Annotated in this window: 24 protein-coding genes and 1 pseudogene; 18 read left to right on the forward strand and 7 right to left on the reverse strand. The window is 42.8% G+C overall.

The genetic code is table 11. The features are described from left to right. Positions 1-187 precede the first annotated feature (187 nt). On the forward strand, positions 188-1,024 hold the full coding sequence (locus ACIFOD_RS07950; protein ID WP_430314179.1) for a tyrosine-type recombinase/integrase: 837 nt from the start codon (positions 188-190) through the stop codon (positions 1,022-1,024). A 27-nt stretch (positions 1,025-1,051) separates the two neighbouring features. After that, on the forward strand, positions 1,052-1,252 hold the full coding sequence (locus ACIFOD_RS07955; RefSeq protein ID WP_430314180.1) for a hypothetical protein: 201 nt from the start codon (positions 1,052-1,054) through the stop codon (positions 1,250-1,252). Between the two features lie 672 nt (positions 1,253-1,924). On the opposite strand, the gene ACIFOD_RS07960 is transcribed toward ACIFOD_RS07955, so the two are convergent. Continuing rightward, a complete protein-coding gene (locus ACIFOD_RS07960; protein ID WP_430314181.1) occupies positions 1,925-3,289 on the reverse strand; it encodes an FAD-binding oxidoreductase in 1,365 nt (454 codons plus the stop codon). 173 nt (positions 3,290-3,462) lie between these two features. Between ACIFOD_RS07960 and ACIFOD_RS07965 the strand changes: the two genes are divergently transcribed. The 13 genes and pseudogenes from ACIFOD_RS07965 (at position 3,463) to ACIFOD_RS08025 (ending at position 17,172) form a co-directional block, all read left to right on the forward strand. Then, positions 3,463-4,131: a GntR family transcriptional regulator gene (locus ACIFOD_RS07965; RefSeq protein ID WP_430314182.1), complete on the forward strand. Its 669-nt coding sequence runs from the start codon at positions 3,463-3,465 to the stop codon at positions 4,129-4,131. Next, the gene (locus tag ACIFOD_RS07970) at positions 4,128-5,138 is read left to right on the forward strand and encodes a DctP family TRAP transporter solute-binding subunit (RefSeq protein ID WP_430314183.1); all 1,011 of its coding nucleotides are present in this window, start codon (positions 4,128-4,130) and stop codon (positions 5,136-5,138) included. Before ACIFOD_RS07965 ends, ACIFOD_RS07970 begins: the two co-directional genes overlap by 4 nt. Positions 5,139-5,202: 64 nt before the next feature. Beyond that, positions 5,203-5,694: a TRAP transporter small permease gene (locus ACIFOD_RS07975; RefSeq protein WP_430314184.1), complete on the forward strand. Its 492-nt coding sequence runs from the start codon at positions 5,203-5,205 to the stop codon at positions 5,692-5,694. After that, entirely contained in the window at positions 5,691-6,974 is a 1,284-nt protein-coding gene (locus ACIFOD_RS07980) for a TRAP transporter large permease (RefSeq protein ID WP_430314185.1), read from the forward strand. The genes ACIFOD_RS07975 and ACIFOD_RS07980 overlap by 4 nt, the downstream gene beginning before the upstream one ends. 28 nt (positions 6,975-7,002) lie before the next feature. Then, positions 7,003-8,178: an aminotransferase class I/II-fold pyridoxal phosphate-dependent enzyme gene (locus ACIFOD_RS07985; RefSeq protein ID WP_430314186.1), complete on the forward strand. Its 1,176-nt coding sequence runs from the start codon at positions 7,003-7,005 to the stop codon at positions 8,176-8,178. Then, complete coding sequence (locus ACIFOD_RS07990) at positions 8,175-9,818, forward strand: M20/M25/M40 family metallo-hydrolase (RefSeq protein ID WP_430314187.1); 1,644 nt, start codon at positions 8,175-8,177, stop codon at positions 9,816-9,818. Before ACIFOD_RS07985 ends, ACIFOD_RS07990 begins: the two co-directional genes overlap by 4 nt. 311 nt (positions 9,819-10,129) lie before the next feature. Further along, positions 10,130-10,690, forward strand: coding sequence for a competence protein ComK (locus ACIFOD_RS07995; protein WP_430314188.1), 561 nt, complete (start codon positions 10,130-10,132; stop codon positions 10,688-10,690). Positions 10,691-10,948: 258 nt separating this feature from the next. After that, positions 10,949-11,848 carry an N-acetylmuramic acid 6-phosphate etherase gene (murQ, locus tag ACIFOD_RS08000; protein ID WP_430314189.1) on the forward strand — a complete coding sequence of 300 codons (900 nt, stop codon included), beginning with the start codon at positions 10,949-10,951 and terminating at the stop codon, positions 11,846-11,848. A gap of 91 nt (positions 11,849-11,939) precedes the next feature. Further along, a complete protein-coding gene (locus ACIFOD_RS08005; RefSeq protein WP_430314190.1) occupies positions 11,940-12,191 on the forward strand; it encodes a PTS transporter subunit EIIB in 252 nt (83 codons plus the stop codon). After that, positions 12,188-12,949: pseudogene (locus tag ACIFOD_RS08010) on the forward strand (PTS transporter subunit EIIC); the annotation flags it as partial. The gene ACIFOD_RS08005 and the pseudogene ACIFOD_RS08010, both read left to right, overlap by 4 nt. After that, positions 12,946-13,974: a MupG family TIM beta-alpha barrel fold protein gene (locus ACIFOD_RS08015; protein WP_430314191.1), complete on the forward strand. Its 1,029-nt coding sequence runs from the start codon at positions 12,946-12,948 to the stop codon at positions 13,972-13,974. The pseudogene ACIFOD_RS08010 and the gene ACIFOD_RS08015, both read left to right, overlap by 4 nt. 131 nt (positions 13,975-14,105) lie before the next feature. After that, on the forward strand, positions 14,106-15,881 hold the full coding sequence (locus ACIFOD_RS08020) for a LamG-like jellyroll fold domain-containing protein (protein ID WP_430314192.1): 1,776 nt from the start codon (positions 14,106-14,108) through the stop codon (positions 15,879-15,881). 187 nt (positions 15,882-16,068) lie between these two features. Beyond that, positions 16,069-17,172 carry a histidine kinase N-terminal domain-containing protein gene (locus tag ACIFOD_RS08025; protein WP_430314193.1) on the forward strand — a complete coding sequence of 368 codons (1,104 nt, stop codon included), beginning with the start codon at positions 16,069-16,071 and terminating at the stop codon, positions 17,170-17,172. A 43-nt stretch (positions 17,173-17,215) separates the two neighbouring features. On the opposite strand, the gene ACIFOD_RS08030 is transcribed toward ACIFOD_RS08025, so the two are convergent. From ACIFOD_RS08030 to ACIFOD_RS08055, 6 genes are all read right to left on the reverse strand, one after another. Beyond that, the gene (locus ACIFOD_RS08030; protein ID WP_430314194.1) at positions 17,216-18,550 is read right to left on the reverse strand and encodes a UDP-glucose dehydrogenase family protein; all 1,335 of its coding nucleotides are present in this window, start codon (positions 18,548-18,550) and stop codon (positions 17,216-17,218) included. Beyond that, positions 18,547-19,488, reverse strand: coding sequence for a UTP--glucose-1-phosphate uridylyltransferase GalU (gene galU, locus ACIFOD_RS08035; protein ID WP_430314195.1), 942 nt, complete (start codon positions 19,486-19,488; stop codon positions 18,547-18,549). Before galU ends, ACIFOD_RS08030 begins: the two co-directional genes overlap by 4 nt. A 219-nt stretch (positions 19,489-19,707) precedes the next feature. Next, a complete protein-coding gene (locus tag ACIFOD_RS08040) occupies positions 19,708-20,298 on the reverse strand; it encodes an SCO family protein (protein ID WP_430314196.1) in 591 nt (196 codons plus the stop codon). 65 nt (positions 20,299-20,363) lie between these two features. Then, positions 20,364-21,359, reverse strand: coding sequence for an aliphatic sulfonate ABC transporter substrate-binding protein (locus ACIFOD_RS08045; RefSeq protein WP_430314197.1), 996 nt, complete (start codon positions 21,357-21,359; stop codon positions 20,364-20,366). 64 nt (positions 21,360-21,423) lie between these two features. Continuing rightward, on the reverse strand, positions 21,424-22,179 hold the full coding sequence (locus tag ACIFOD_RS08050) for an ABC transporter permease (protein ID WP_430314198.1): 756 nt from the start codon (positions 22,177-22,179) through the stop codon (positions 21,424-21,426). Next, positions 22,163-22,951, reverse strand: coding sequence for an ABC transporter ATP-binding protein (locus ACIFOD_RS08055; protein ID WP_430314199.1), 789 nt, complete (start codon positions 22,949-22,951; stop codon positions 22,163-22,165). Before ACIFOD_RS08055 ends, ACIFOD_RS08050 begins: the two co-directional genes overlap by 17 nt. Positions 22,952-23,185: 234 nt before the next feature. Here ACIFOD_RS08055 and ACIFOD_RS08060 point away from each other — a divergent pair, with 234 nt between their 5' ends. The 3 genes from ACIFOD_RS08060 (at position 23,186) to ACIFOD_RS08070 (ending at position 26,873) form a co-directional block, all read left to right on the forward strand. After that, entirely contained in the window at positions 23,186-23,704 is a 519-nt protein-coding gene (locus ACIFOD_RS08060; protein ID WP_430314200.1) for an RNA polymerase sigma factor, read from the forward strand. Further along, entirely contained in the window at positions 23,691-25,112 is a 1,422-nt protein-coding gene (locus tag ACIFOD_RS08065) for a hypothetical protein (protein WP_430314201.1), read from the forward strand. Before ACIFOD_RS08060 ends, ACIFOD_RS08065 begins: the two co-directional genes overlap by 14 nt. Positions 25,113-25,493: 381 nt before the next feature. Beyond that, entirely contained in the window at positions 25,494-26,873 is a 1,380-nt protein-coding gene (locus ACIFOD_RS08070) for a Glu/Leu/Phe/Val family dehydrogenase (protein ID WP_430314202.1), read from the forward strand. Positions 26,874-26,972 lie beyond the last annotated feature (99 nt).

The raw sequence follows: 26,972 nt of genomic DNA on the forward strand, positions 1-26,972 counted from the left end.
CAGGCAAATGTGAAGAAAGAGTAGCTCTTAAGAGTTGCTCTTTTTTGTCGTTTGGTTTAAAGTCTGATTTGAAAAATGAATCATTCCTTCCTTAACTACACCCTGCTACATTCGGAGAAGTTGACTTCTTCATCTATAAGTTCTACGATAATAGTAAATAGAGGTTTGATTCGAAAGGGTGGTACTCTTGCAAGGATCTAGCACTACAATTGATCAGTTTTTAACATGGCTTGAACATGAAGGGAAATCATCAAATACCATCTCGACTTACCATCAGGAACTTAAGAAATATGAGAAGTGGCTTCAACAGAATCACAGAGAGCTAATGGACATTACTCATCGTGATGTTCAGGATTACATTCTATTTTTAGAAGAAATGGGTAAGAGTCCGATCACGACGGATAAAATCCTGGGAGTGATACGTACTTTTGCAAAATATTTAAAGAGACCTGACATTACGTTTGATATAAAGATTAAACAAGGAAGCAAAAAGGAAGAGATCGAAACACTTTCTAAGGAAGAGTGTGAAGCCCTTTTATCAGAAGTAAGAGAAAGTGAAAATGAAAGAAATATAGCGATTGTATATATGCTTCTTCATACGGGGATACGGGTATCAGAGCTCTGTGGCCTCAATATAGAGGATATAGATCTTGAAACGAAACAAGTAAGCGTTTCGGATACTCACGGGGATGAACGAATTATTCCTCTGTCGGAAGAAGTAGTGCATTCTCTTTCTGACTATATGGATACTATTCAACCACAGGAAGCGTTGTTCGTTTCCAAAACGAATGAGCGATTAACGGAGAGATCGGTTCAGTATATGCTTAAGAAGTTCCATATAAATGCGCAAAAGCTGCGCCATACATTTTGTCAGCATCTTATCGATCAGGGTGTCAGTCTTGAAATAGTATCTAAATTGGCGGGTCATAGGGATATTAATGTAACGAAGAGGTATGCGAAATCACGCGTGCCTGAAACGGAATTCGAAAATGCGATTCGACGAACTTTTTCGAAGGATTGTTGAAGGTTATTTTATTGTGAGGTGGGTAACGTGAGGGATGAATTAGCACATAAAAGGTGGATGTCCTTACCGGAACATATCCGTAAGAAATTTGAAGGAAATGTATTTTGTCGGTCATGCGGTGTGACGACGATTGTTGATTACAGTGTGGATTCTGATAATCATAATCTTGTTCTGGAAGGTAGCTGCAAGACGTGTGGGCGTAAAGTAGCAAGAGTCATTGAGTCATAAAAACTCCTTTCTCAAGTTCATGATAGTAGGGTTTTTTTGATAAGGTGTGATTTATTACACAAATGAATAAGGTGAAATATACAATATCAAACAATCTTAGATACCGTTTTTAAAGGTGATATGCTTATGACAGTGTTGGTGCATGTGTGGACTACCTGTGTAACGTCCTTAAGAAGGGTAACCGACACTTTGCTTCCTGTTTCAAATTTCCATTCAGCGGAAACCTTGAAGTATTGTGAACCGGCTGTCAGCACATGTTGAGCTGCGGGCGATGTCTGTAATTTAAACTTTGGAGTATCAGATCCTATGATACGTATTTTAGTATTAGCAGTACAGAGGAAAGAGCGTTACGATACAGCCGCCATTTATTGCTGGTGAAAAATAGTGACTTACCTCAGCAGACAAATCACAACAGGTAAGAACCGCCCTGATGCCCCGTCTGGTTCTGATTGGCAGCTGAAGAGGGGAATCCCGTAGTATTGACTCATCCAACAGAGGCACAGTTGATACTCTTGCTATGTTCGCTCCAGTTACCGAAATGCATTATATTCTTGTTGGAGAAGGAGCCATCTCTGATTCGGTGGTTGAATCACTTTTGGCACAATAATAAATTAGGAAGCCTCCATTCGATGCATTTGTGTATCGAATGGAGGCTTCTGTATAGTTCTGAGTTTAGTAGAATATCTTCCCTGGGTTCAATCTATTTCTGGGATCCAGGAGTGTTTTAAATGATTTCATCACTTCAACAGCCCCTCCATGTTCCCTATCCTGATACTTCATCTTCCCGAGACCGACACCATGTTCGCCCGTACAGGTTCCACCTACTTCTATTGCTTTCAAAACCAGTTTCTCATTAATCGTTTCTGCCTGTTTCACTTCACCGGGATCATCAGGGTTATATACGATGATTGTATGGAAGTTCCCATCTCCCACATGTCCGAAGACACCTCCCGCAAGGCCGCTTTCTTCAATATGTTCACGGGCATAGACGACTAAGTCTGCCAGTTTAGAAATCGGAACACATACGTCTGAACCAGCTACGGCCATTCCTTTAATATGACGATAGGCATAGGCAAGCTCATGCCGTGCCCGCCACAATTCAGCACGTTCTTTTGACCCGCTTGCACGCGCCCAATTTCCGCATCCCGATTCATCCATTAATTCTTGTACAACGGAAGCTTCTTCCTCTGCTGAAACTTGGGTACCTGAGAATTCGAAAAAGAGGGAATGCTCTTCTGGAAATTGATAGTCTCCATAGGCATTTACTTGCTTGATACTGCTGGCATCAACAAGCTCCATTCTTACGATAGGGATGCCGCTCATTAATACTGCATGAGCAGCCTCCGCACATGCTTTAGGTGAAGGGAAGGTGCAGCGGGCAGCGATGATGTGTTCCGGGATGCCGTGCAGTTTTAAGGTGATTTCTGAAATAATCCCCAAAGTTCCCTCTGATCCTACAAAAAGGCTGTTTAAATGATAACCGCTTGAGGATTTTTTTGCATCACTACCTGTTTTTATGATTCTGCCGTCTGATAAAATCACTTCCAGGTTCAACACCTGATCTCTCATTGAGCCATATCGGACGGCTGTTGTACCACTGGCATTCGTTGCAGTCATCCCGCCAATGCTCGCATCAGCACCGGGATCGATAGGGAAATATAGTCCATGCCGATTTATTTCTTTATTGAGCTCCAAGCGGGTGATTCCGGGTTGTACCGTAACGGTTAAGTCTTCAGGGTTAAAAGAAATGACTTCTTTCATTCGTTCAAAGTTCATTGAGATTCCATGATTAATAGGTATGGACTGACCATCCAATCCTGAGCCGGCCCCATAGGGAGTCACCGGTATATCATATCGATTAGCTACCTGCAAGGCAGCGGTAATATCGTCTTTGGTTTCGGGAAACACCACAACTTCCGGTTCAGAAGGAGGATGAAATGATTCATCTTTACTATGGCGGAATCGGTCACCATCACTGTTACTTAATTTTTCTTTCGTAAGAATAGCGGTTAATTCTGTGATCCAATCTATGCTCAACCCAAGTCACCTTCCTAATATTTAAAATATTCTAAAATTTATATTTACAAATAGACTAGCATAAATTATCATACTTGTATACGGTATACCTCCTTATTAAGTATGCGGTATACCACTAAAACACCTAGACATCATGAAGAGAAAATAAAAATTAAAAGATGGGAGGGAGTGACTTGCAGAGAATCATTAAGAAGGAAACGTTAGCTGAGCAAGCCTTCAATTTAATCAAAAAAGACATTATTTCTGGTAAGTTGGCACCCGATGAAGAACTTCCAGAGAAAAAGCTTGCTGAGGAGTTAGGGATCAGTCGAACTCCGATTCGGGAAGCGTTGAAGAGACTTGCAGCTGAAGGACTCATCATTATTTCAGATGCTAAGATGGCGACTGTCGCTTCTTTTACCGAAGAAGACGCCTTGCAGTTCCTTGAAATTCGCGAATTATTAGAAGTATATAATCTTGAAATCATTGTAGATACATTTCAAAATCGATTACTGGAAGAATTAAAGGAAAACTTGAAATCTCAATGGCAAGCGATTAAAGAAGATTGTTATGAGGAGTTCATTGAGCTTGATCGTGAATTTCACCTTCTGTTAGCAAAAGAAAATCCAAACCCGAAGCTTAGAGATATGATACATACATCAAACACCGGAGTAAACCGTGCATTTCTTGTTCTTTCAAACACTCTCCGGTTAAGTGCCAAAGAGGCTTATGAAGAACATAATCGCATCTTCACAGCACTTCAATCAAAACATGTCGAAACAGCCAAAAAAGAGATGTCGGCACATATGAAAAACATTGAACGCAGAATTCAAGGATATTATCAAGAGGAGGAAGCAAATTGAAAAAATTCATTCCATTATTATTGATTGCCATCCTGGTTGTATCAGCATGCGGACGTCCAAGCGGTTCTTCCAGTGAAGGTGATAAAGACACCTACACGATCCGGATTGCTCACTTAGTCCCAGAGGAACAGTCTTCACATGTTGCAGCGGAAACGTTTAAAGAAAAACTGGAAAAAGAATCAGACGGTCGAATTAAAGTAGAGCTTTACCCTAATGGTCAGCTTTATGGATCAGATCGTGAAGCAATTGAAGCTGTTCAATTAGGGAACATTGAAATGACTATTCCCGCCGTTGCCCCCCTTGCCTCATTTAATGAGAAGTTCTTAGTTTTCGACTTACCTTTCCTATTCAATAGTAATGAAGCAGCATATAGGGCCCTTGATGGTGAACTTGGTCAAGAACTGATGGCTGATTTAGAAAAGAATGATCTCAAAGGCTTGGTGTTTGGAGAAAATGGTTTCCGCCACATGTCAAACAATAATGGGCCGATTGAAAACCCTGAAGAGTTGAACGGATTGAAGTTCAGGACTCTTGAAAATCCTCTTCACACCGATACGTTTAAAGCATTCGGAGCCAACGCATCACCGTTTGCATTTGGTGAATTATATACGGCACTTCAACAGGGGACATATGATGCTATGGAATGCCCGGTTTCACTTTATTACACGAATAAGTTTTATGAAGTTCAGGACTATCTTTCTTTAACGGGACATGTATATGCGGCAACTGCTCTGTTAATGAATAACAATTTCTATAATGAATTACCTGAAGATTTGCAAAAAATGGTAACAGAAGCATCTGAAGAATATCGTGATGAACAACGTGGGTTAGCTCAGGAACAAGATGTAGAGTTCTTAAATAAGCTGAAGGAAAACGGTATGCAGGTGAATAACTTAACGGATGAACAACGAGATGCTTTCCGTGAAGCAGCATCATCTGTTTATGACCAATACGTACCGAAAATCGGTGAGGATTTAGTTGACAAGGCGTTAGAGGCCAACAACTAATAACGAAAATAAGAATCAAGGTTCATCTCCTTGATTCTTCGTTTTTTTGAAAGGAGGAGCACACATGAAAAAGAAATTCGAGTACTTCGAAGAGATGGTTCTAGTCCTCACTTTAGCGATTATGGTTGCCCTTATTTTTGCTCAAGTGGTCGGAAGGTACGTCTTTTCTTCAGCACCAAGCTGGACTGAGGAAATGGCTCGATATATTCATATTTTCCAAGTGTGGATAGGTGCCAGCTATGCCGTGAAAAAAAGACAGCATATTCGAATAGAGGCATTTATTGATTTATTTAGAGGAACATCAAGAAAAATACTTGAAACATTCGCGTTGATCATTTGGTTTGGACTAGCCGTATTCCTTGCATTCTTTGGAACGCAACTCGTACTTGCCAGTTTTCAAAATGGACAAATTACCCCGGCCATGCAAATCCCGATGTGGCTGCCATTCCTGGCGATTCCTATAGGCGGGGCAGGGATGGCTCTGCGTCTTGTTCAACAGTTCATCATGATTTGGCGCACGAATGATGACGTACCTTCTGAGGAGGTACAGATATGACCATTGCTTTACTCTTTGGGTCCCTTGCGCTTTGTTTACTCATTGGTGTTCCGATTGCCATCTCACTTGGGGTTTCGGCTCTTGTAGCCATTTACTTCGGGTCTACATTGCCCCTTGCCATCATTACTCAGAAAGCATTTACGTCTCTGGATTCCTTCCCTTTATTGGCGATTCCGTTTTTTATGCTTGCAGGCATTTTAATGGGAAAAGGAGGAGTTTCACAACGGCTTTTAAACCTTGCTACTGCCATGGTTGGGTGGATGGTTGGAGGGCTCTCCATGGTCACCATCGTAGCCTGTATGTTCTTTGCAGCCATTTCAGGATCTGGACCAGCTACTGTTGCTGCCATAGGAGGATTCATGATTCCAGCTATGAGAGCACGTAATTACGGAGGGGGATTTGCCTCAGCCGTGGCTGCTGCTGCAGGATCAATAGGAGTCATCATCCCTCCAAGTATTCCTTTTGTATTGTACGGTGTCATCGGAGGAGTATCTGTTGGAAGTATGTTCTTAGCTGGAATCCTTCCCGGATTTCTCATAGGTATGGGACTGATGTTTACTGCCTATGTGATTGCAAAGAAAAGGGGATATGCTCCTGAAGAACAAATATCCTTTCAATTTAAAGACGTCGTGAAAGCCACCAATGATGCGAAATGGGCGCTGCTCATTCCTGTCATCATCTTAGGTGGGATATATGGAGGGGTATTCTCTCCGACTGAAGCTGCCGTGGTAGCTGTCGTGTACTCATTAATCGTTGGTTTATTTGTCTATAAAGAATTAACGTGGAAGTCAGTGTTCGAGAGTTTCCGTGAGGCAGTGGTGATTAACGCTACTACTATGATCATTATTGGTTTATCGGTTTCCTTTGCATACTTTATGACATTAGAACAAATTCCAAGTGATATTTCTGTATTCTTAACGGATCTTTCGACGAACCCACTCATCATACTCATTGCAATCAATATCCTTCTCTTAATTGTCGGGATGTTCATTGATACGATTTCTGCTTTAGTAGTCCTAACGCCAATACTATTGCCCATTGTTACAGCAGTAGGGGTAGATCCTGTACACTTTGGAGTCATCCTGGTAGCGAATTTAGCAATTGGGTTTATCACGCCACCACTAGGTGTGAATTTATTTGTAGCTTCAAGTGTAGGAGGGGTGCGATTTGAAAAGATTGCTTGGGCGATCGTGCCATTTCTTGTTTCCATGTTCATTTGTTTACTTGTTATTACATTTTTCCCGCCGTTATCTCTCTGGTTACCAGGATTTACGGAGTAGTGTGGAAAAGAGAAAGGTGTAGAAGCATATGTCAATCACTATAAACGCGCGAGCTGAAAGGTTGGTTATACCAGGAATTCGCCAGTTTTCTAATCAGTTGGTATTTCACCCTGACGCTATCAATCTCACTGTTGGACAACCTGATTTTCCTACGCCAGAAGCGGTAAAAAAAGCAGGAATAAGGGCCATTCTTTCGGATCAAACCGGTTATTCCCATAATGCCGGCTTACTTGAATTGCGAACCGCCATTAGAGACTTCTTCGCGGATCAGTATGGCTTGGATTATGATCCGGAAACGGAAGTGGTTGTAACAAACGGGGCAAGTGAAGCGATTGACTCTGTTTTCAGAACGATCCTGGAAGAAGGGGACGAGGTTATCTTACCGGCACCGCTCTACTCTGGTTACGAACCCATTATTACGATGTGTGGAGCAAAAGTCGTCTATTTAGATACATCAGTTACTCAATTCAGGCCGTCTCCAGCGAAACTGGAAGCATTAATCACGGAAAAAACGAAGGCCATCTTGTTTAACTATCCATCCAATCCGACCGGTGTCACCTTGGGTAAGGAAGAAATGGATGAGCTGGTAAAAGTGATTGAGAAGCATGATCTGTTCATTATTTCGGATGAAATCTATAGCGAGAATGCTTTTGAAGGAGAGCATCACTCCTTCGCATCTTATACAAACTTGAAAGATCGATTATTTCTTATCCATGGGTTGTCGAAATCTCATTCTATGACAGGCTGGCGGATTGGTTTTGTGCTGGGACCACAAACTGTTATGGAGCATGTTGTGAAGGTTCATATCTACAATGTCGTTTGTGCATCGGTACCTGGCCAATTTGCTGCCATCGAAGCATTATCGAATAATCGCCATGTTCCTGCTGAAATGAATTTAGCCTACAAAAAGCGACGGGATTTTGTCTACAAACGTTTGGTGGAAATGGGATTCGATGTGATACTTCCCAAGGGAGCCTTTTATATTTTCCCCTCCATTAAACAATACAATCTTTCTTCGTTGGAATTCGCTACTAGCCTATTAAAGGAAGGCGGGGTAGCCGTCGTACCCGGTAGCGCATTCACAAAATACGGAGAAGGGTATATTCGCATTTCTTTCGCCTACAGTATGGAAGTATTAGAAATAGGACTGATTCGCTTAGAGCATTGGGTGAATCAGCAGCACATGAAGGAGGTTATATCATGAGACAGTGGGGGACGCCTGAGTCTTTACGAGCATTATTGTGTGAGTTGGTGAGCTGGCATAGCCGGACGTTAACAGAGGGAGAGTTGGATTTTCCCGTCAGGTTGTTTGAAAAAATGAAAACCATCCCTTATTTTCATACTAATTCTCAGTTGCTTCAGCTGGGATCCGCAGATTTTGGCCGCCAGTATTTAACTGCTTTATACAAGCATGAAAAAGCGGATAAAACGATAGTGTTAATCAGTCATTTTGATACGGTTAGTACAGAAGAATATGGAGAGCTGGAAGCACTCGCTTGCAATCCGGAGAGCCTAACCAGGGAACTGAAAGAGTATATTGATGAACTGCATCCCGAAGCCCAAAATGATTTGCGTTCCGGAGACTACCTTTGGGGACGGGGGATTATGGATATGAAAGCGGGATTGGCCATTCATATGGCAATCATTGAAAAGGCAGCCCATGAAGAGTGGCCGGTCAATCTTGTCTTATTAACGGTACCGGATGAAGAGGTCAATTCATCTGGAATGCGATCGGCGGTCGTTAAATTAAACGAAATGAAAGAAGAATATGACCTTAACTATACTCTCTTCCTGAATGGTGAACCCGTATTTTCCCAGAAGCCTACTGACACGGCATATCACGTTTATTCAGGCTCAATCGGTAAAATTATGCCTTCCGCACTCTTTTATGGAAGAGAGACTCATGTTGGTGAACCTTTAAGCGGGATGACTTCTTCTTTTATTGCATCATTTCTTACTCGTAAAATGGAATGGAATCCACTATTTAGAGAAACAGAATACGGAGAGAATGCTCCTCTTCCCATTACACTTCAGCAAGAAGATCTAAGACTTAATTATTCAGCACAAACTCCATATGGAACTGTCGCTCTATATAACGTCTTTACAATGAAGCGAACAGCCGCGGATATCATGAACCTATTTGAGCAGGTTGCAGTGTCTGCAGCGGAGGAATGCAATGAATGGTATGGTCAATTATGTGAACGGGAGGGGATTCCTTCTGTAGGGAAGGTTTCAGTCCTTCGTTACTCCGAGCTGGTTGAATATGCTGAAAAGAAGCTGGGTAAAGATTATATTGAGGCCCTGAAACATGACATAGGGATAAACCAAGGGGACGATCGTGAGAAATCCTTTCGAATTGCCGATACTCTCCTCATTAATTGTCAGGAGCTGACACCTGCCATTGTAGTAATGTTTACGCCACCTTATTATCCTGCTGTCAATACATCTCAGCATCCTTTGGTGTTAAAATGTATAGAAAAAGTAACAGAAGCAGCTAATGAGCAATTTAATTTGCCTGTCGAACAAGCACATTATTTTAATGGAATATCGGACCTTAGCTATGTGAACTATCAGGACAATAATAAAGGATGGGCTGTATTTGAAGAAAATACCCCTGTTTGGAACACCACATATAGCATTCCATTTAAGGAAATGAATAAGTTAGAGGGTCCAGTTCTCAACGTAGGCCCATTCGGAAAAGACGCCCACAAACGTACAGAACGTTTGCATGTAGAAAGTGCGTTTGTGAAGACTCCTATTTTTGTGGAAGAAGTGATCAAGGAAGTTATGCGGTTTAAAGAGCACAAAGAGAGTAATATAGGAATGTGTAAAACTCATGGCTGATGCTCATTTGTTAATCCGAAATTCACTTATTGAATTTCGGATTTTTGTTTTTAGGTAATGCTTTTAGAGGTAATGACAAAATAACGGGAAATGAATGATCAAACCCATCATTTTCAATATTTAGAGGAAAGAGTTTCGACACTATCTCCCAGGAAATAATCCATTTCCTCAAATTATGAGATTTTTCTCAAAAAATATACAAATATAAATGGAAATAATTTAACATTAGTATATAATAGTAATAAAGTCTCATATATAAGAAGATTCTGATAAAGGGGACTTTATTAAAAAGGAAAAGGAAGGTGTTTTGATTGAAAGGTTTAGAAGTGCTGGTTACTCGAAGGACTGTGGCGGTTTGTCCTGCTTATGATGGAATTCATCAGTCCATCATTTATGACTACTCGGGGAGAAAGACGTTCAGCAAAAAATCAGTCATGGAAATTTTAGACGACTCCTGTATGGCTTACCGGTCTACATATGACGGCAGGATCAAAGCCGTTCGCCATGCTACCAGGTATTTACGAAAAACACCTCTTATGATTTGCCCGCAGGAATTCATCTATGCGATACCTACAATGGCTTCAACACACTATGATTGTATCTGGTTATTCTGCCAGCATATTGAATCTACTGTCACTTCAGCAGGAAAAACATACATCCAGTTTACGAATGGCGAGCAGTTGGAAGTCAACTGTTCTGAAAAAGTGATCACCAAACAACGTGAACGGGCGGCTGCCACCATGAATCACTTCGCAAGCTTCCCATCCCGCAGAACTTTGAGAAGGACCGAAAGCGAACTATATCTTCCAGGATTTCATCCCGATATGCTTGATTCCTCAGACATAACTAATGATTCACAGATCGATTTTTGAGGGACGGACCTCTGAGTATCAAAAACGAAATCATTAAATAATGAAAAAACAGGAGTAGGGTGATTATACCAACTCCTATTTGTCATTTTCTTTTATCATTGCCCCTTATTTGAAATCTTCCCCTCTTTTTCCATGAAAATTATTGGTCTATTCTAAAATAAAATTTCATATAATGAAAAATACAATTGAAATTAAATTTCAAACATGATTATAATAGAAGTAATGAAAACGCATACAGATTTCTGGGAGGAATAACTTATGAAAGATCAATTTTTTGAATTATCAACTGAGAAGGTTAATCAGAATACGCTTGGAATCGATACAGCGAGTACAGGTGAGATTCTTCGCATGATGAATGAGGAGGATCAAAAGGTCGCTTCAGTTGTTCAAGAAGTGATTCCTCAAGTTGAAAAAGTAGTTGATGATGTTGTGAAATCCATCTCTCAAGGTGGGAGATTGATCTATATCGGTGCAGGCACGAGTGGCAGGCTGGGTGTGCTGGACGCGGTGGAATGTCCTCCGACCTTTAGTGTCAGCAGTGACGTCGTCGTCGGATTGATTGCCGGCGGGGAGAAAGCATTCGTAAAGGCGGTTGAGGGAGCAGAGGACGATGAGGAGTTAGGCGTATCGGACCTGAAAGAAATCGGGCTGACGCAGGCGGACACGGTCGTCGGGATTGCAGCGAGCGGACGTACCCCGTATGTCATCGGTGGTTTAAGGTATGCAAGGGAACTCGGTGCGACAACGGTGGCCCTGTCTTGTAATACAGGCTCGAAAATTTCTGCTGAAGCAAAGCATGCGATTGAAGTAGATGCCGGACCGGAAGCATTGACCGGATCCACTCGATTAAAAGCCGGGACTGCACAAAAAATGGTCCTCAACATGATTTCGACAGCGGCCATGATCAAGCTTGGAAAAGCCTATGGTAACTTGATGGTGGATGTGAATATCAGTAATTACAAGCTTGAACAGCGGGCGATCGGAATCATCGAGAGTATCACAGGTGCTGATAGAGAAACGGCAACGGCAACCTTAAAGAAAGCAAACAACGAAGTGAAACCTTCCATTGTGATGATATCACTTGGCTGTGACTATGAAGAAGCGAAAAGCCGATTAGAAGATGCCAATGGTTACGTTCGATTAGCCATTGAAAAATAGGCTTTTTGTATAGGAGTACTTGTTCGGAACTCTTCATAGAAATCGAAGGGGCAAAGGAATACAAAGCAAACCTGAAAGGGGAAGGTGAACAATGACGAATAAAGAGTTGGCTGGCGTTATTTTAGAGCAGTTTGGCGGTGCTGATAATATAGCAAGCTATGAAAATTGTATGACCAGACTGAGAGTGAAAGTGTATAACGAAGATCTGGTCCAAAAAACGAGCATCAAGAAGATTGAAGGAGTACTAGGATTTGTAGAAGACGAAACGTATCAGGTGATTTTGGGGCCGGGTAAGGTTAACAAAGTGACAGAAGAGTTTGGGACCCGGCGATTGGTGATGTGACGCTATTTGGTGAAAATCTGCTTCCAGGCCGGGGCGGACTGATCGGAGTATTGATCGCTGCCATTTTCATGGCGTTTGTTGAGAAGAAAGTACGGAAGGTTATTCCCCAGGCTGTGGACATTATCGTGACACCGACGATTGCGTTACTTGTCACGGGATTATTAACATACACGGTATTCATGCCGGTAGGTGGATATATTTCAGATTTAATTACGAATGGACTTCTTTCATTGATTGAAATGGGTGGTTTGGTTGCCGGGTTCGTCCTCGGCGCCACCTTCCTGCCACTCGTCGTAACAGGATTGCATCAAGGACTGACACCGGTTCATTTGGAACTGATCAACACAATCGGAGATGATCCGCTTCTTCCGATCCTTGCAATGGGTGGAGCAGGACAGGTCGGAGCAGCCTTCGCGATCTTCATGAAAACGAAGAAGAAGAAGTTGAAGAGAGCCATTGGAGGAGCTCTTCCGGCAGGGATGCTCGGAATTGGTGAACCGCTCATTTTTGGTGTGACGTTACCATTAGGCAGACCATTTCTGACGGCGTGTTTAGGTGCCGGATTCGGCGGAGCATTCCAAGCGTACTTTGATGTTGCGACATTCGCGATCGGGGTATCAGGATTGCCGCTGATTTTCCTTGTGAATGCAGGAGAAATTCTTTACTACACGATGGGACTTTTAATTGCCTATGCAGCCGGGTTTGCTATCACGTATCTGGTTGGCTTTAAAGATGAAATGGCGAGTGAGTTCGAATGATCGGAATCTCCGTTTATTTATCTGACGAAGGAGCTGAAGATAGAATTCTTCACGCTTCTTCATCAGGTATCAAGCTGGCGTTCACCTCCCTTCACATTCCGGAAGAGTCGGCGTATAGCAGGGATCATGTCAGTCATCTTTTATCCATTTTCAAAAGGGAAGTGTTTGAAGTGTTTGCTGACGTATCGAAGAACACTCCCTCTTTTTTAGGATTGAGCCATTTGGAAGAGTTTAAGGAATTGGGTGTGACGGCTCTTCGGCTGGATGATGGATTTACAACGGACGAAATGATGGAGTTATCCCGACATTTTCAGATTGCGATCAATGCCAGTACAGTTGGGGAGAAGGAGCTTCAAGAGTGGATCTCATGCGGACTGGAAACAGGAAGCATGATTGCGTGGCATAATTTTTACCCTAAGCCAGAAACGGGATTGGATCAGGCTTACTTTATGAAACAGCAAAAACTGTTTGACGCTCTAGACATCCCGGTTTATGCCTTTATCCCGGGGGACGGGGAAAAAAGAGGACCGTTATACAAAGGTCTTCCAACTTTGGAGGATCATCGAGATCAAAACCCTTATACGAGTGCCATGCAATTGAGGCACTGCGGCGTCCAGGGTGTATTTATAGGCGACCCCGGTTGTTCACAGGAACTACTGTGTAAGCTAGTGGAGTATGTTCAAGAAAATGTAATGGAGCTTTCGTATAAGGGAAGCGGTGAAATCGAGGGGGAATATCAACTCAGACCCGATCAGGGAAGAGATGTGTATCGACTACTCGAAACAAGGACGAATGGCGATGTTCCACCTGCAAATACCGTAGAAAGACCACGTGGCACCATCACCCGAGACAATGATTGGTATGGACGCTATAAAGGGGAAATGCAAATTGTCCGAAAGAACCTGGAGAAAAACCCTGCCGTAAACGTAGTCGGCAGAATACGTGATGAAGACCTTGATCTACTGGAATTATTGGAGCCTGGTCAAAAGATCCGGTTGATAAGAGGGACGGACCTCAGTATGTGAAATACTTGTATAGAAAATCTTCTAATGATTTGTTCATTAGAAGATTTTTTTGTTTCAATAGGATACATCTTCTATTCGACACGGTCCATACTAATTAGAAAACACTTCGGCCATTCAAAGGAGGGACGACATTGAAATTAGACAAAAAGCACATGCTATTCATTACGGGACTGGCGGGTTTGATGGTTCTACTTTGGGTGTTGTTCCCTCCTGTCATTTCCGGACGGGACATGGAAGAGAGAAGCCCTTCTACAGCCATCGCCGCCCATTGGATCTTCTCGAAGGATTATATTCATTCCGGAACCATCACCGGGAAGGATCTAGTGATGAAAGACGTAAGTGGCAACAGCAATCATCTCCGGTTAATCAACCTTGAAGACGCTAATCAAAAACTTCCTTTCATCCGCTGGTCGGAGGAAGATTACGAACAAAAGGATGAGGTGGAGACCTTACAATTTCATCACAAAAAAAGTGATGCTGGAGGTCAATACTTTCAAACGGGCAAGGATGCCCCTTTGAATCATAATCGTTTTAAAAATGGATATACCATCGAGGTCATATTCAAACTGCCGAAACAGTTCTCTCCGAAAGACTATGGTGGAATGGGTATTATGTCAAGGGGTGGGGATCGCTCCAACTTATCTGTATCTGACTTTAAACAAGTCCAGTGGGAAAGTCATCCCTTAAATCTTCAACGCAGCGAGACAGAATGGTCCCTTGCCCTTGATAGTGAAGAAGAATGGCATCATGTAGCGGTCGTCAATGATGGGAAGAATACCAGCATCTATATAAATGGAGATGCCGATTTCCGGCACTCCACTGCTGAAATGATCGGGATAGATTTTGCCAAAGGAAAAGGATGGAATATCGGGGCATCAGAAAAAGAGAATAAAGCGGATGCTTTGTTTGCTGGGAATTTACAGGAAATCCGCATCGCCAATCGATCTCTCCCCAAAGAGGACTGGCTTATCCAGCATAAGCCCGGTGACCACGTCAAAAATGGATCCAATCGATATCAACCATTACGAACGAAAAAGAAAAATTACTCCTTTCTTTTTGTCCCGGATCCACAAAAAACGGTGCGATATAAGCCGGAGATTTTCAAAGAGCAAATGAGATGGATTTCAAAAAGATATGAAAGGTTAAACATCGCGATGACCGCTTTCTTGGGAGACATGGTCGATCAAAGCGACTCGTTGGAGGAATGGGTCCACTCGTCTACAAGCGTCGGTATCCTCGACAAAAGAAAGGCACCGTATGTGACGATTGCCGGGAATCATGACTACGGTAAAGGAGATCCTTATCTTAACTATTATGGGTCAGGGCGTTTTACGGACAAGTCGTATTATAAAGATTCTTCCCCTACTGGATATAGTTCGTATTCCATCATTAAAGCGGGAAGCTATCATTACTTATTCCTATCCCTCGACATGGAACATATGAAAGAGGATATTCCTTGGGCAAAAAAGGTTCTAAAAGCACATCCCAAAACACCGACCATCCTTCTTTCTCATCAAATCCTCAACATAGAGGGGGTCACTCCCATAGAGACAGAGAGGGGGACATTGGCCTGGGATGAACTGGTCCATCCCTTTAACCAGGTGTTTATGACAGTCAATGGCCATCATCAAGGCTCCACTCACAGAGTGAAACAAAATGCAGCAGGTAATCCCGTTTTACAAATGCTTGTCGACTACCAGTCAAGCTATCACGGGGGCAATGGCTGGATGCGATTTGCAGAATTCGATGAAGCAGATGAAGTGATTTCGTTTAAGACCTATTCCCCATGGGTGGATAAACTGCCACGGCCGCAGAAAACGTATTTTGATGTGGCGTATTTGACCGGGGTGCGTGATCAATTCCAGATACCTTTTGATTTTGATGAGCGGTTTGATTTTGTACGATGATGGTTGGGGCTTGTATACGTAAAAGTGCAAGGGAGGATCTTCATGCTTTGATTTCTTCTATCTTCTTATGAATAAACATATAAATGACTCTCACCTTATCCCTTTATTTCTGTTATAGTAATATCAACGAATATTTCGACAATAACCGGAATGAAGGGACTGCCATTTGATGACTAGGGCTTCTACCATGCTAATAGAATTTCTTGAAAATCATTCAGACGAATTTTTACATAATTGGCGAAAGAGTATCGTCATTTCAGATAATGATTTATATAAAGAAGAAGTGTTGAATAATGGAGTGAAAATGTTTCAGTTGGTAAAGCGTGCGATCGAAACGCCTCTCAGTGAGGAGGAAATTACCTATCTCGCCTATAAGACCGCCCTGGAACGGGTGAACGCAAACGTGAATATAAGTGAGTTTGTATATAACGTGAATGTCGGAAAAAGTATCATTATCAAGTGGGTGAGTAATTCCGGAATTGAACTCCGGGATTTGCAGCCCATTATTGAAGAAATCAACGCCCTTTTCGACCGTTTCTCCTACTTGGCTGTCAGAAAATACACGGAAATTAAAGAGCAGCAGCTCCAGGAAAAGGAGTTGTATATCGATCAAACCCATAAAGAACGGCTGACGATCCTGGGCCAGATGAGCTCGAGCTTTGTCCATGAATTCAGAAACCCCCTCACGTCGATCATCGGGTTTACCAAGCTCTTGCAAAACGGTTACCCTGAATTACCTTACCTTGATATTATGCAGCATGAGCTGGAGCAGTTGAATTACCGTATCTCTCAATTCCTCCATGTATCGAGAAAGGATTTAATTGAGAGTACCAGGGAAGAGATCATCCTGACAGATCATCTGGAAGAGACCATTGAATTTCTGTATCCGAGCCTTCTGGATGGTGATGTATCCATCGACTTTCAGTGCGATGCAGCCATCAAGGTGTTGGGAAATAGGGATGAACTTAGACAGGTTTTCCTTAACCTCATCATGAACTCCATTGATGCCCTTCAGGAAGTGGAGGGACAACGTCAAATCACGATTTCATGCGAAGAAGAAGCAGGTAAAACAAAACTGGAAATCTCCAACAATGGCCCGCGGATCAAAGAAGAAACCATTGAAGCCATTTTCGAACCTTTTTACACGACAAAAGATCTCGGAACGGGAATCGGTCTTTATATTTGTAAAAAACTGATTGAAAAGCATGATGGGGAAATCCGCTGTCAGTCGAACGATGAGTGGACGACGTTTACGATCGGGATCCCTGTGGAATCGAATGTAGTATTGTAGAAAGGAAGACCCTCATCCTAATATGGTTGAGGGTCTTTACTGTTCATACGTTTTTCTTACTATTTGAAAACTGAGTGACAGCAGGTCTGCCAATCGAGTAGTAGTCAATATTCGCATCTATCGCTTCTTCAAGTGCAAAGCAATTTCGTCCGTCGAATACTAAGGGAAGGTCCATTAACTTGGAGATGGTTTTCAGTCGTAAGACCTTAAACTCTTCCCATTCCGTTACAATGAAGAGCATGTCTTGATCTTCTATAGCATCAAAGCAGTTATCGGCAAAGGTGACAGTGTCTCCCAGAAAGGATTTCGCATTATCTTGAGCAACCGGGTCGTAAACGGTCATCTGTACACCCTCCTCAACTAAAAGCTTAATCATTTCAATGGATGCCGCTTCTCTTATGTCATCGGTGTTGGGCTTGAAGGAAAGGCCCAAAATACCGGCTCTTTTCCCCTTTAATTCTTTCACGTGATCTTTAGCCATTTGAACCAATTTCACCTGTTGTTTGGCGTTGACTTTTATGACAGATTCTAATAATTCGAATTCATGTTCCATTTCACCTGCGATTTGAACCAACGCATTCGTGTCTTTCGGAAAACAGGAGCCACCGTATCCAATCCCGGCTTGAAGAAACGCTGATCCAATACGCTGATCCATACCCATTCCCCTGGCCACGTCTTCAACGTTGGCACCCAGTTTTTCGCACAAGTTGGCGATTTCATTAATGAAACTTATCTTTGTCGCTAAAAAAGCGTTGGAGGAGTATTTAATCATCTCAGCACTCTCGAGGGAGGTATGTAAAATCGGAACTCCAAACGGTGCGAACATTTCTTCAAGTTTCCTCGCAGCTTCTTCATTTTCCGAACCGATGACGATTCGATCACCGTTGAATGTGTCATGGATAGCGGATCCTTCCCTTAAGAATTCAGGATTTGAAGCAATCATAAAGTGATCTGCCGAGAACGAGTAAGTGTGTAACCAGGATTTCACCTTGCGATTGGTTCCTACTGGTACGGTGCTTTTTGTCACAATGATGGTTCCGGGGTGGTGTATGTGAGCACCGATTTTCTCGGAGACATCTTTAATAGCTGTCAGATCAGCAGAACCATCCTGATTGGAGGGAGTTCCAACCGCAATGATGATGATTTCCGCTAGCTGGCAGGCAATGTCAAAGTCTGTCGTAAATGAAAGTGTGTGGGCTTTCATATTTTGTTGAATCAGAGCTTCTAAACCAGGTTCATATATAGGGGACCTTCCTTTGTTCAACACCTCAATTTTCTCTTCATTTAAGTCTAAACAAGTGACGTGATGTCCAATTTTAGCAAGACTCGCCCCTGTTACCAGTCCCACATAGCCGGCCCCGATCACTGAAATCTTCATTGCGATCCCACCTTATTCATTAGTTCTTTGAGATAGACCGTCAATTGTGACTGAAGTTCAGGTCTCTTCATGGCGCATTCAATCGTCGCTTTAATAAATCCCAGCTTGTCTCCGATGTCATAACGATCCCCGGTAAATACTTTTGCGTACATGGGGTGTTCCTGATTATACTGGTTTAATGCGTCTGTTAACTGATATTCTCCGCCAGTCCCAACTTGTAATCTCTCTAAATAGGAAAAAATATCAGGGGTTAAAATGTACCTTCCCATAATGGCCAGGTTTGAAGGGGCTACAGTGGGGTGAGGCTTTTCCACCAACCCTTTAATCCGGTAAATATCTTCAGAAATGCTATCCTGTTCAAAATAAGGGCTCACAATTCCATACTTTGAAACCTGGTCTTCCTTTACTTCCTGAACGCCAATGACAGGTGCCTGATATTCATTGAACGATTGAATCAACTGACTGACACATGGTTCTTCTGAAAGGATCATATCATCCCCTAACATAACCGCGAAAGGATCATCCCCAATGAATGAACGTGCGCAGAGGACAGCGTGGCCTAATCCCAGTGGCTCCTTCTGCCTGATATAATGGATGTTTGCCAGATTGGCAATCGATTGAACCTCTTCAAGCGCACTCCATTTTTCTTTCTTCTCTAAAGTAGCTTCCAACTCATACGATTTATCAAAGTGGTCTTCAATACTTCTTTTTCCTCGACCTGTAATGATGATGATGTCAGTAATGCCCGAATGGACGGCTTCTTCGATAATATATTGGATTGTCGGTTTATCTACAATGGGGAGCATTTCCTTCGGTTGCGCTTTCGTTGCAGGAAGGAATCTTGTGCCTAATCCCGCTGCAGGAATGATGGCTTTGGTCACTTTTTTCTTGGGGGTCAAAGATGATGATAACAATAAGGAAAGATCGGACTGCTTCATACTATACACCTCCGAAATAGATCTCTTACCATTTTATCAGAGGAGGGCTCTATTTATCCTTAGAAAAGGTTGGGTTTACGAAGATTTAACAAATGCCCTGAAATAATCATACAGATTTCTCCGAAGATGGTGCTGGAAAACATAAGAAACCAGCTTTAAGTGTTTAGAATAAACTTCAGAAGTAAATTAAAAAAACCTCCTCGATTCCACTCGAAAAGGTCACTTCAACTTCTCAATATCCTCAATGATCTCCTCATAAGGAGGATTGGACACCCCTTCATACTGCTTCAACAAAACCCCATTTTCACTCATTAAATAAAAAGAAGTGCCATGCACGAATTGATTAGAGCCTTCCACTTGAGCAGCAGGAGTTTTAAAAGAAACATTGGCAAAAGATTCGATCTCGTCACGGGAATATCCCGTCAAGAAGCTCCAATTCTCCTCATCCACTTCATATCGGCCACTATATTCCTTCAACACTTCAGGAGAGTCATGTTCGGGATCCACACTAATCGAAATCAGCTGAACTTCCCCATCCAGTCCCGCCTCCGCTATCTTCTTTTGAAGCTTCGACATATTCGCCGTCATCGGAAGACACACGGTATCACAATTTGTAAAGATGAAATCAGCAAGCACAATCTTTCCCTTATTCAGCTCACCTAATGACGTAGTCTCCCCATTCTGATCTACAGCGGACAATTCACCGACCTCTACATTCATAGGAAAAGACTCCTCAACATTTTCCCCCTGGCAGCCAGCCAACAAGAAAAGAGATAAGGCAATTGCTGCAATAATAGATTTCACTCTCACTTCACTTCCTCCTTCTGAAACAGAGGTCCGTCCCTCGCATTAGAAGAGGGACGGACCTTGTCAGGTTAGTCTATGAACTGCTTATCAATTAAATCGGTGAATTTTGGTTTTTCTTTCAGGAACTTCAGCTCGTAGGATGAGTCGGCGAAGGCTTGAACGGCATCGGAGTCCACTTTGTAAGTGAAGCCGATTCGTTCCCAGGCCTGGTCGACGACTTCCTTGCTTAGTTCTTGGCCGGTTACGTCTTTCACGTCTTTAATCGTGATTTTTTTTGCTTCTTCAGGATTCTCAGCGATGAAAGAAGTCGCTTCTTTATGTGCGTCCACGATTTTTTGAATGGTGTCCGGATTTTCTTTTACGGATTTTCCAGAGGCTACAAGTACTGATGCTGGTAATGTTTCACCGAATGAAATCTCATCATGATCGATGATGATGTTGGCACCTGTTTCCTGTTGAATCACGGCTGCCCAAGGTTCCGGCGCTACGGCAATATCGACTTTCCCTGATTTCAACATATTGGCATATTGTGCCGGGTTTCCGGTTACGTGTTTCATGGTTCCGCCGATACGTTGAGATTCAATGCCGTGTTCCTTCAAGAATGTTTCGACCTGAACATCATGTGTGCAACCGACGGCAGGGGTGATGAAGGATTTTCCTGCAAAATCGTCCACGGTTTTCACTCCGCTTTCCTTACTTGCAAGAACCACGGTTCCACCAGTAGAACCCCCACCGATGATCTTCACGTCAGCCCCGGTCATGTAGTTATTCATAGCTGGACCAGGTCCGACAAGACCGGCATCAATTTCGCCAGTTTTCAAAGCAGTCATAAACGATGATCCATCGGGGAAGGTTTTGTATTCAATCTTTGTACCGTCACCCAGCTGCTTTTCATAAAATCCTTTGTCCTTCGCAACCATTGCGGGAACGTGATTTATATTCGGGAAGTATCCGATGACGACCTTCTTGCTTACGTCACCGCCTGAGCTTTTTTCCGTACCGCAGCCTGCTAAAACACCTAGGAATGTAAAGAAAATCGTCATGAGTATAAATGCTTTTTTCATTTTGTAACCTCCTGTTTTTTTAAATGAGGCAGGTGATCGTCACCTACCGTATTTTTTTCTATGCTTAAGATTCCAATCCCCAACGCTTAATCACTGATCTTTCAACACGCTGGAATATCAGTTGATCCACGATCGCTCCGATGACTCCAATGATGATCATGACGGCGATGACCAGGCTCATGTCACCAAAATCGGATGCGTATCGGAGGGTGTAGCCGAGTCCGGGACCGGTGCTTAATAGTTCCCCTGCCATCAACGCTCTCCAGGCGAAGGCCCATGCAAGGCGTGCACCCGTGACCACATAAGGAATCGATGCCGGGAAGATGACTCGAATGAATAAGTCCAAACCTCTCGATCCCATCGTTTGAGCGGCTTTTAAAAAGAGGGGAGAGACGTTTTTTATGCCCATTCGAATGTTGAGTGCCATGACGAATGTTCCACCGAGGATGACGACGAAAATGACCGCTTTTTCATTGAGTCCGAACCACATGATGGCCAGCGGCAGCCACACAATACTCGGTACACTTTGGAAGGCCAGCAGTAAAGATCCCAGCGTATCGTCAGCCGTTCTTGATTTGGCCAGAAGAACGCCTATGCTGGTTCCGATAAGCAATGAAATCCCTAACCCGATGAATAAGCGTTTGAAGCTTGCAATAAGGTCAATGATCAGGGTTTGATCGGCAATTCCTGTAAAAAGGGCCTGGAAAACGGAAGTGGGAGAGGGAAGGACAACTTCTGTCCATAATCCGAATCGTGATCCCGATTCCCAAAGACCGATAATGAGGGCAAAAAAGATGATTCGTTTAAGAGCTGTGTTCATAGGCCAATTCCTCACTTATCACTTTGTCGATTTCCTTCTTTAAATAACTCATGATATGTTCTTCGATCTTTACCATATCTTCTTTATGAGCATCCCGTGGGCGGGGAAGATCCACTTTGATATCTGTCAAAATCGTGCCTGGGCGGGTACCCATGACGATGATCCGGTCTGAAAGCTTAATAGATTCAGAGATACTGTGAGTGACAAACAGGACGGTTTTCTTCGTTTCCATCCAGATCGTTTCAAGCTGGTGGTGAAGGCGGGAGCGTGTTTGTTCATCCAGTGCGCCGAATGGTTCATCCATGAGAAGGATTTCCGGGTTCATGGAGAGAGCCCGTGCAATCGCCACCCGCTGCTGCATTCCCCCTGAAAGCTCATGAGGATAATGATCCTGATAGTTTCCCAGTTGGACCATATGTAAGTATTTTGCGGCTTGTTGTCTTGCCTCTTTCTTAGACATCTCTTTTTTCAGAGGGAACGTTACATTGTCACGCACATTCAGCCATGGAAAAAGTGCCGCTTGCTGGAATACCATCCCCCGGTCTTTTCCGGGTTTCTTGATTGGATTTCCATCTACAAGAATCTCTCCCGAAGTCAAGGCGGTCAGTCCTGCCACGATGGAGAGGAGAGTGGATTTACCGCATCCTGAAGGTCCCAGGATTGAAACAAACTCACCTTTATCTATCTCGAGATTAATATCCTTCAGTACATCGGTTGGTTTTCCTGACTTATCGAGGTATTGCTTATTGAGATGGTTGATCTGTATAAACATGTCATCCTCCTTACCTTATAATTCATATTAGTTTAGTCGGAATATAAATAATGTAATTATAGTATATTGGGGGAGGTTGTCAAGGTTTCCTTTATTTTGGAGGAAATGGATAAATGGCGAGCTTGTCAACCTTCAAGAGCAATTTGTAAATAAAATGAAAAAATATTCAAAAAAGTGAAATATATGGGTATTCATTATCGTCTAATATATAAAAAGAAAAAGCGGGGGAATAGGATGTCCAACAATAGGATGGTTGCAGAATGGTTTCACCTCTATAGTGATGCAATATATACGTTCCTTGTATATCGGATGGCCTCGACTGATGTTGAAGATCTTGTTCAGGAAGTATTCATTCGGGCACTGAATTCCGTGGACTCGTTTGAGGGAAAAGCGAATCCGAAAACATGGTTATATTCGATTGCCAGGAATCTTGCCCTTGATGAACTTAGAAAGATGAAGAGGAATAAATGGTCCATTACTTCTTTTTCCCCAAAAAATCATGAAGCCGCTTCATTAGAAACGCCTGAATCTCTTTATTTTCTGAATGAAGGAAGTCGTGAACTTCTAGCCACTATTCAGAAGCTTAAATCCAATTATCGGGATGTGGTGGTTTTGAAAGGAATAAATGGCTTTGACGTAAAAGAAACGGCCACCATTCTTGGGTGGACGGAAAACAAAGTTCGAATCACCTATCACCGTGCGTGTAAAAAGCTGCAATCCATATCAGGAGGATGTAAAAATGAAGAATCATAATGGAGACAATCTACAAAAAAAGCTTCCCCCGCTTCAATTAAATGACGAGGTGAAAGAACGGATTCATACAGCCATACTTCATCATGAACCTTCTCCGCCTTCACGGAAAAAAGTATTGAAAGAGGGCAGACTTGGCAGCATTGCAGCTGCAGCTGTAGGGTTACTGGTTTTTTCAATCTTGACGGTATATATCATTTCTGAAACAGACAAAGATAAAGCAAATCAGTTATTCGCTGATGCTGAGGAAGACATTCAAGCGGTTTATGAAGAAATGGAAATGAACCTGCAAGAAACGGAAGAGGGCGGATTATTAAAAACGATTGAACCTTCAGAACTAAAGTCGGCTCAAGTATCACTCCGAAATGCTGAGAAGGAAATTTTGAAAAGTGGAGAAGAAAAGGAAAGGGAACTGCGTCAACATTTAATCCCGATGATGAAAGAAATAGAGGATTATAACCAAGCCGTTCCAGTGGCAAATGAGCTTCAACAGAATATTAACGAAGTAAGCAGTCTCCTGGAGAAAAGTCCTTTAGAAGAAAAAATGGCTGAAAAGGTGGCTTCAATAAAAAGCGAACTGGCAGAAAAATTAAAGACATTCGACAAACTTGAAAGCTCATCCCTTAGAGCGTTTTTTACTAATCATTATTCATCACAGGTGAATCATATTGATCAAACGTTAAATCAATATAAGGAAGTACAAGAAGAAATCCAAAACCTTAAAGCAATTGCAGAAGAACAATCATTAAACGAACAGGATTTCGAACATCAAGCAGAGAGAATGATGAAACAGGTCAACCTTTTGCCGGATAATCAAACGACTGCTGAAATGAAAGAAGAAATACTGTCGGCAAAAGATGCGTTCTATCTGGTGAAAGTGGAGGTAGAAGACAAAAAGCGTCTTGAAGAAGAAGCGAGTCTTGAAAAGGAAAAGGAAAGTAACGAAGAATTGAAAAGCCCATCTGCAGGTAAGAGAGAAAATGATGGTACAAACCAAGAAGACAGTCCTGAAGAGGAAATGTACCCAATGGAATTCACTATGACTGATTCTAACGGACATACGTTTAAGCTTAGTCGTGATTTTAATATTTATAAAGCTGGTAAGGGGTATGATGAAATTGCGAGAAGGTACGGAGGACGTTTCTACTATACTCCAAGTTCAGACATTAAACACGTTATTATTGGCAGAAAGATCATAGCGACCGTTTCTCTTATATCTGCAGCTGACCTGGAATATAAAGACCTCTTTATCGATTTGATGTCACATCGATCAAAAAAATATACAAGGGATCAATTCGCCTCCATTGTAGCCGAGGTTATACAGAGTGGTGAGCCGTATAAAGTAGAGGAAGGGAACGCAGGAGAACTACTATCGGTGAAAAATAGAAAATTGTTTTATCATGCATGGTAGAGCAACTTATACCAACTATTTATGTACTCGATTGATTGACTAAAAAGCCAAGAGAGGCATCCTTTAGTTTATTGGGGTCTCTTTTTTGATTTCTTTCAAAGGGTTCCAGGTACAAATCGACTATCTGGTGACTGGAATCCAATACATAACTTCTTTACTTGGAACAGATTTCATGAAAATTTATATCTTCATCATTTCTCCCTGAAGCCATCCTCCTTGAAAAATACCACTACGGTGGGCATTTGGATAAGGGGTGGTCTTTTCTGCTTAGCGGGAGATGTCGATATGAGAGTTTAAGAATAGTCGTTTTTAACCAGGGGTGACAGGGTAACACTATAGTATATACCATTATTTTCTTAGAATTTATAGGAGGGACCGGATTTGATCAGCCAAACGAGAGATATTGTTCAGAAATCATTGGATGCTTTATTAGAGGACGAATCTTTTTTACCCGAAGTAAAAGGTGAGACAAGAAAGAAAGCGTTTACGTCATTAACTTCCATTCTGTCGACACCGAACCACGTACATAAATCGTATTTGAGGATTCCGTTGGAGGATGAGAAGGTGGTCAGGATCCCAGCTTTTCGTGTTCAGCATAACAATGCCCTGGGTCCATATAAGGGGGGGATCCGTTTTCACGAGACGGTGAATGAGGAAGAGGTCGTGAATCTGGCTTCCTTGATGACGTTGAAAAATGCCCTTCATGACGTTCCATTCGGTGGAGGAAAAGGCGGGATCATTCTGAATCCCCGTGAGTATACAGAGAAGGAGCTTCATTTGATCGCGAGGAAGTATGTCCAGTATTTCAGCGATGTCCTTGGACCCGATAAAGATATTCCGGCTCCCGATATGGGATCAGGGGAACGTGAAATGGACTGGATGATGGCGGAGTACAAGAGCATCCGGCCGGGAATGCCTTATAGAGGGAGCTTTACGGGAAAAAGCGTTGTGAACGGCGGATCGTTAGGCCGGAGAGAAGCGACGGGAAAAGGTGTCTTCTTTACATTCCGCTATCTCGTTCATGATTTTGTGAGGGAACAGAAGAGTCTATTAACGAAGACGGATAATGTCTTTGCGAAAACGGCTCTCGATTTTGAGGACCGTGCGTTAACGATTGCTGTACAAGGGTTCGGGAATGTCGGCTCGGTGGCGGCATTAGAAGCATATCAATCCACTCATTTACAAAATAAAGTGGTGGCGGTGAGTGACCGGAATGTGACGTTGTTCAACTCGGATGGTCTTGATATTCCGGCTTTGGTTGAGTTTACGATGAAGAATAAAGGAGATCTTCCCACGCAGGATGAACAGTTGAAGGAAATCGGCGTAAAGGCTGAAATCCGAGATCGCGATGAGGTTCTGTATTTAGATGTAGACGTTCTGATGTTAGCGGCATTAGAGGATCAGGTGCACAAGGATAATGTAGAAAAGGTGAAAGCAAGAATCATCGTGGAAGGGGCCAATGCTCCAATCACAACGGAAGCGGATAAATATTTAAGTGATCAAGGAGTCATTATCATCCCTGATATCCTGGCCAATGCCGGAGGGGTCATCGTCTCCTACTTCGAATGGCTGCAAGGACGGGAAACGCAGTTCTACACAGAGGAAGAAGTATTCAACCTCCTCTACGACAAAATGAAAACAACCATGGACACCGTCCTGCCACTATTCTTCGGCGACCCATTCCCACTTCGCCAAAACTGCTACATCCACTCCGTCATGAAACTATCCACGGTTCTATACCGGCAAGGGAAACTTTATTAAGAACAAGGGACGGACCTCTATTCCTAGGAGCTGGTACTAGGAGTGGAGGTCCGTCCCTCTTTTTTTTAAACGGGGGTGTCCTTCACTCTCCCTTTCCCC

The sequence above is a fragment of the Rossellomorea sp. NRS-1567 genome, from assembly GCF_050467885.1.
Lineage (GTDB): Bacteria > Bacillota > Bacilli > Bacillales > Bacillaceae_B > Rossellomorea > Rossellomorea aquimaris_C.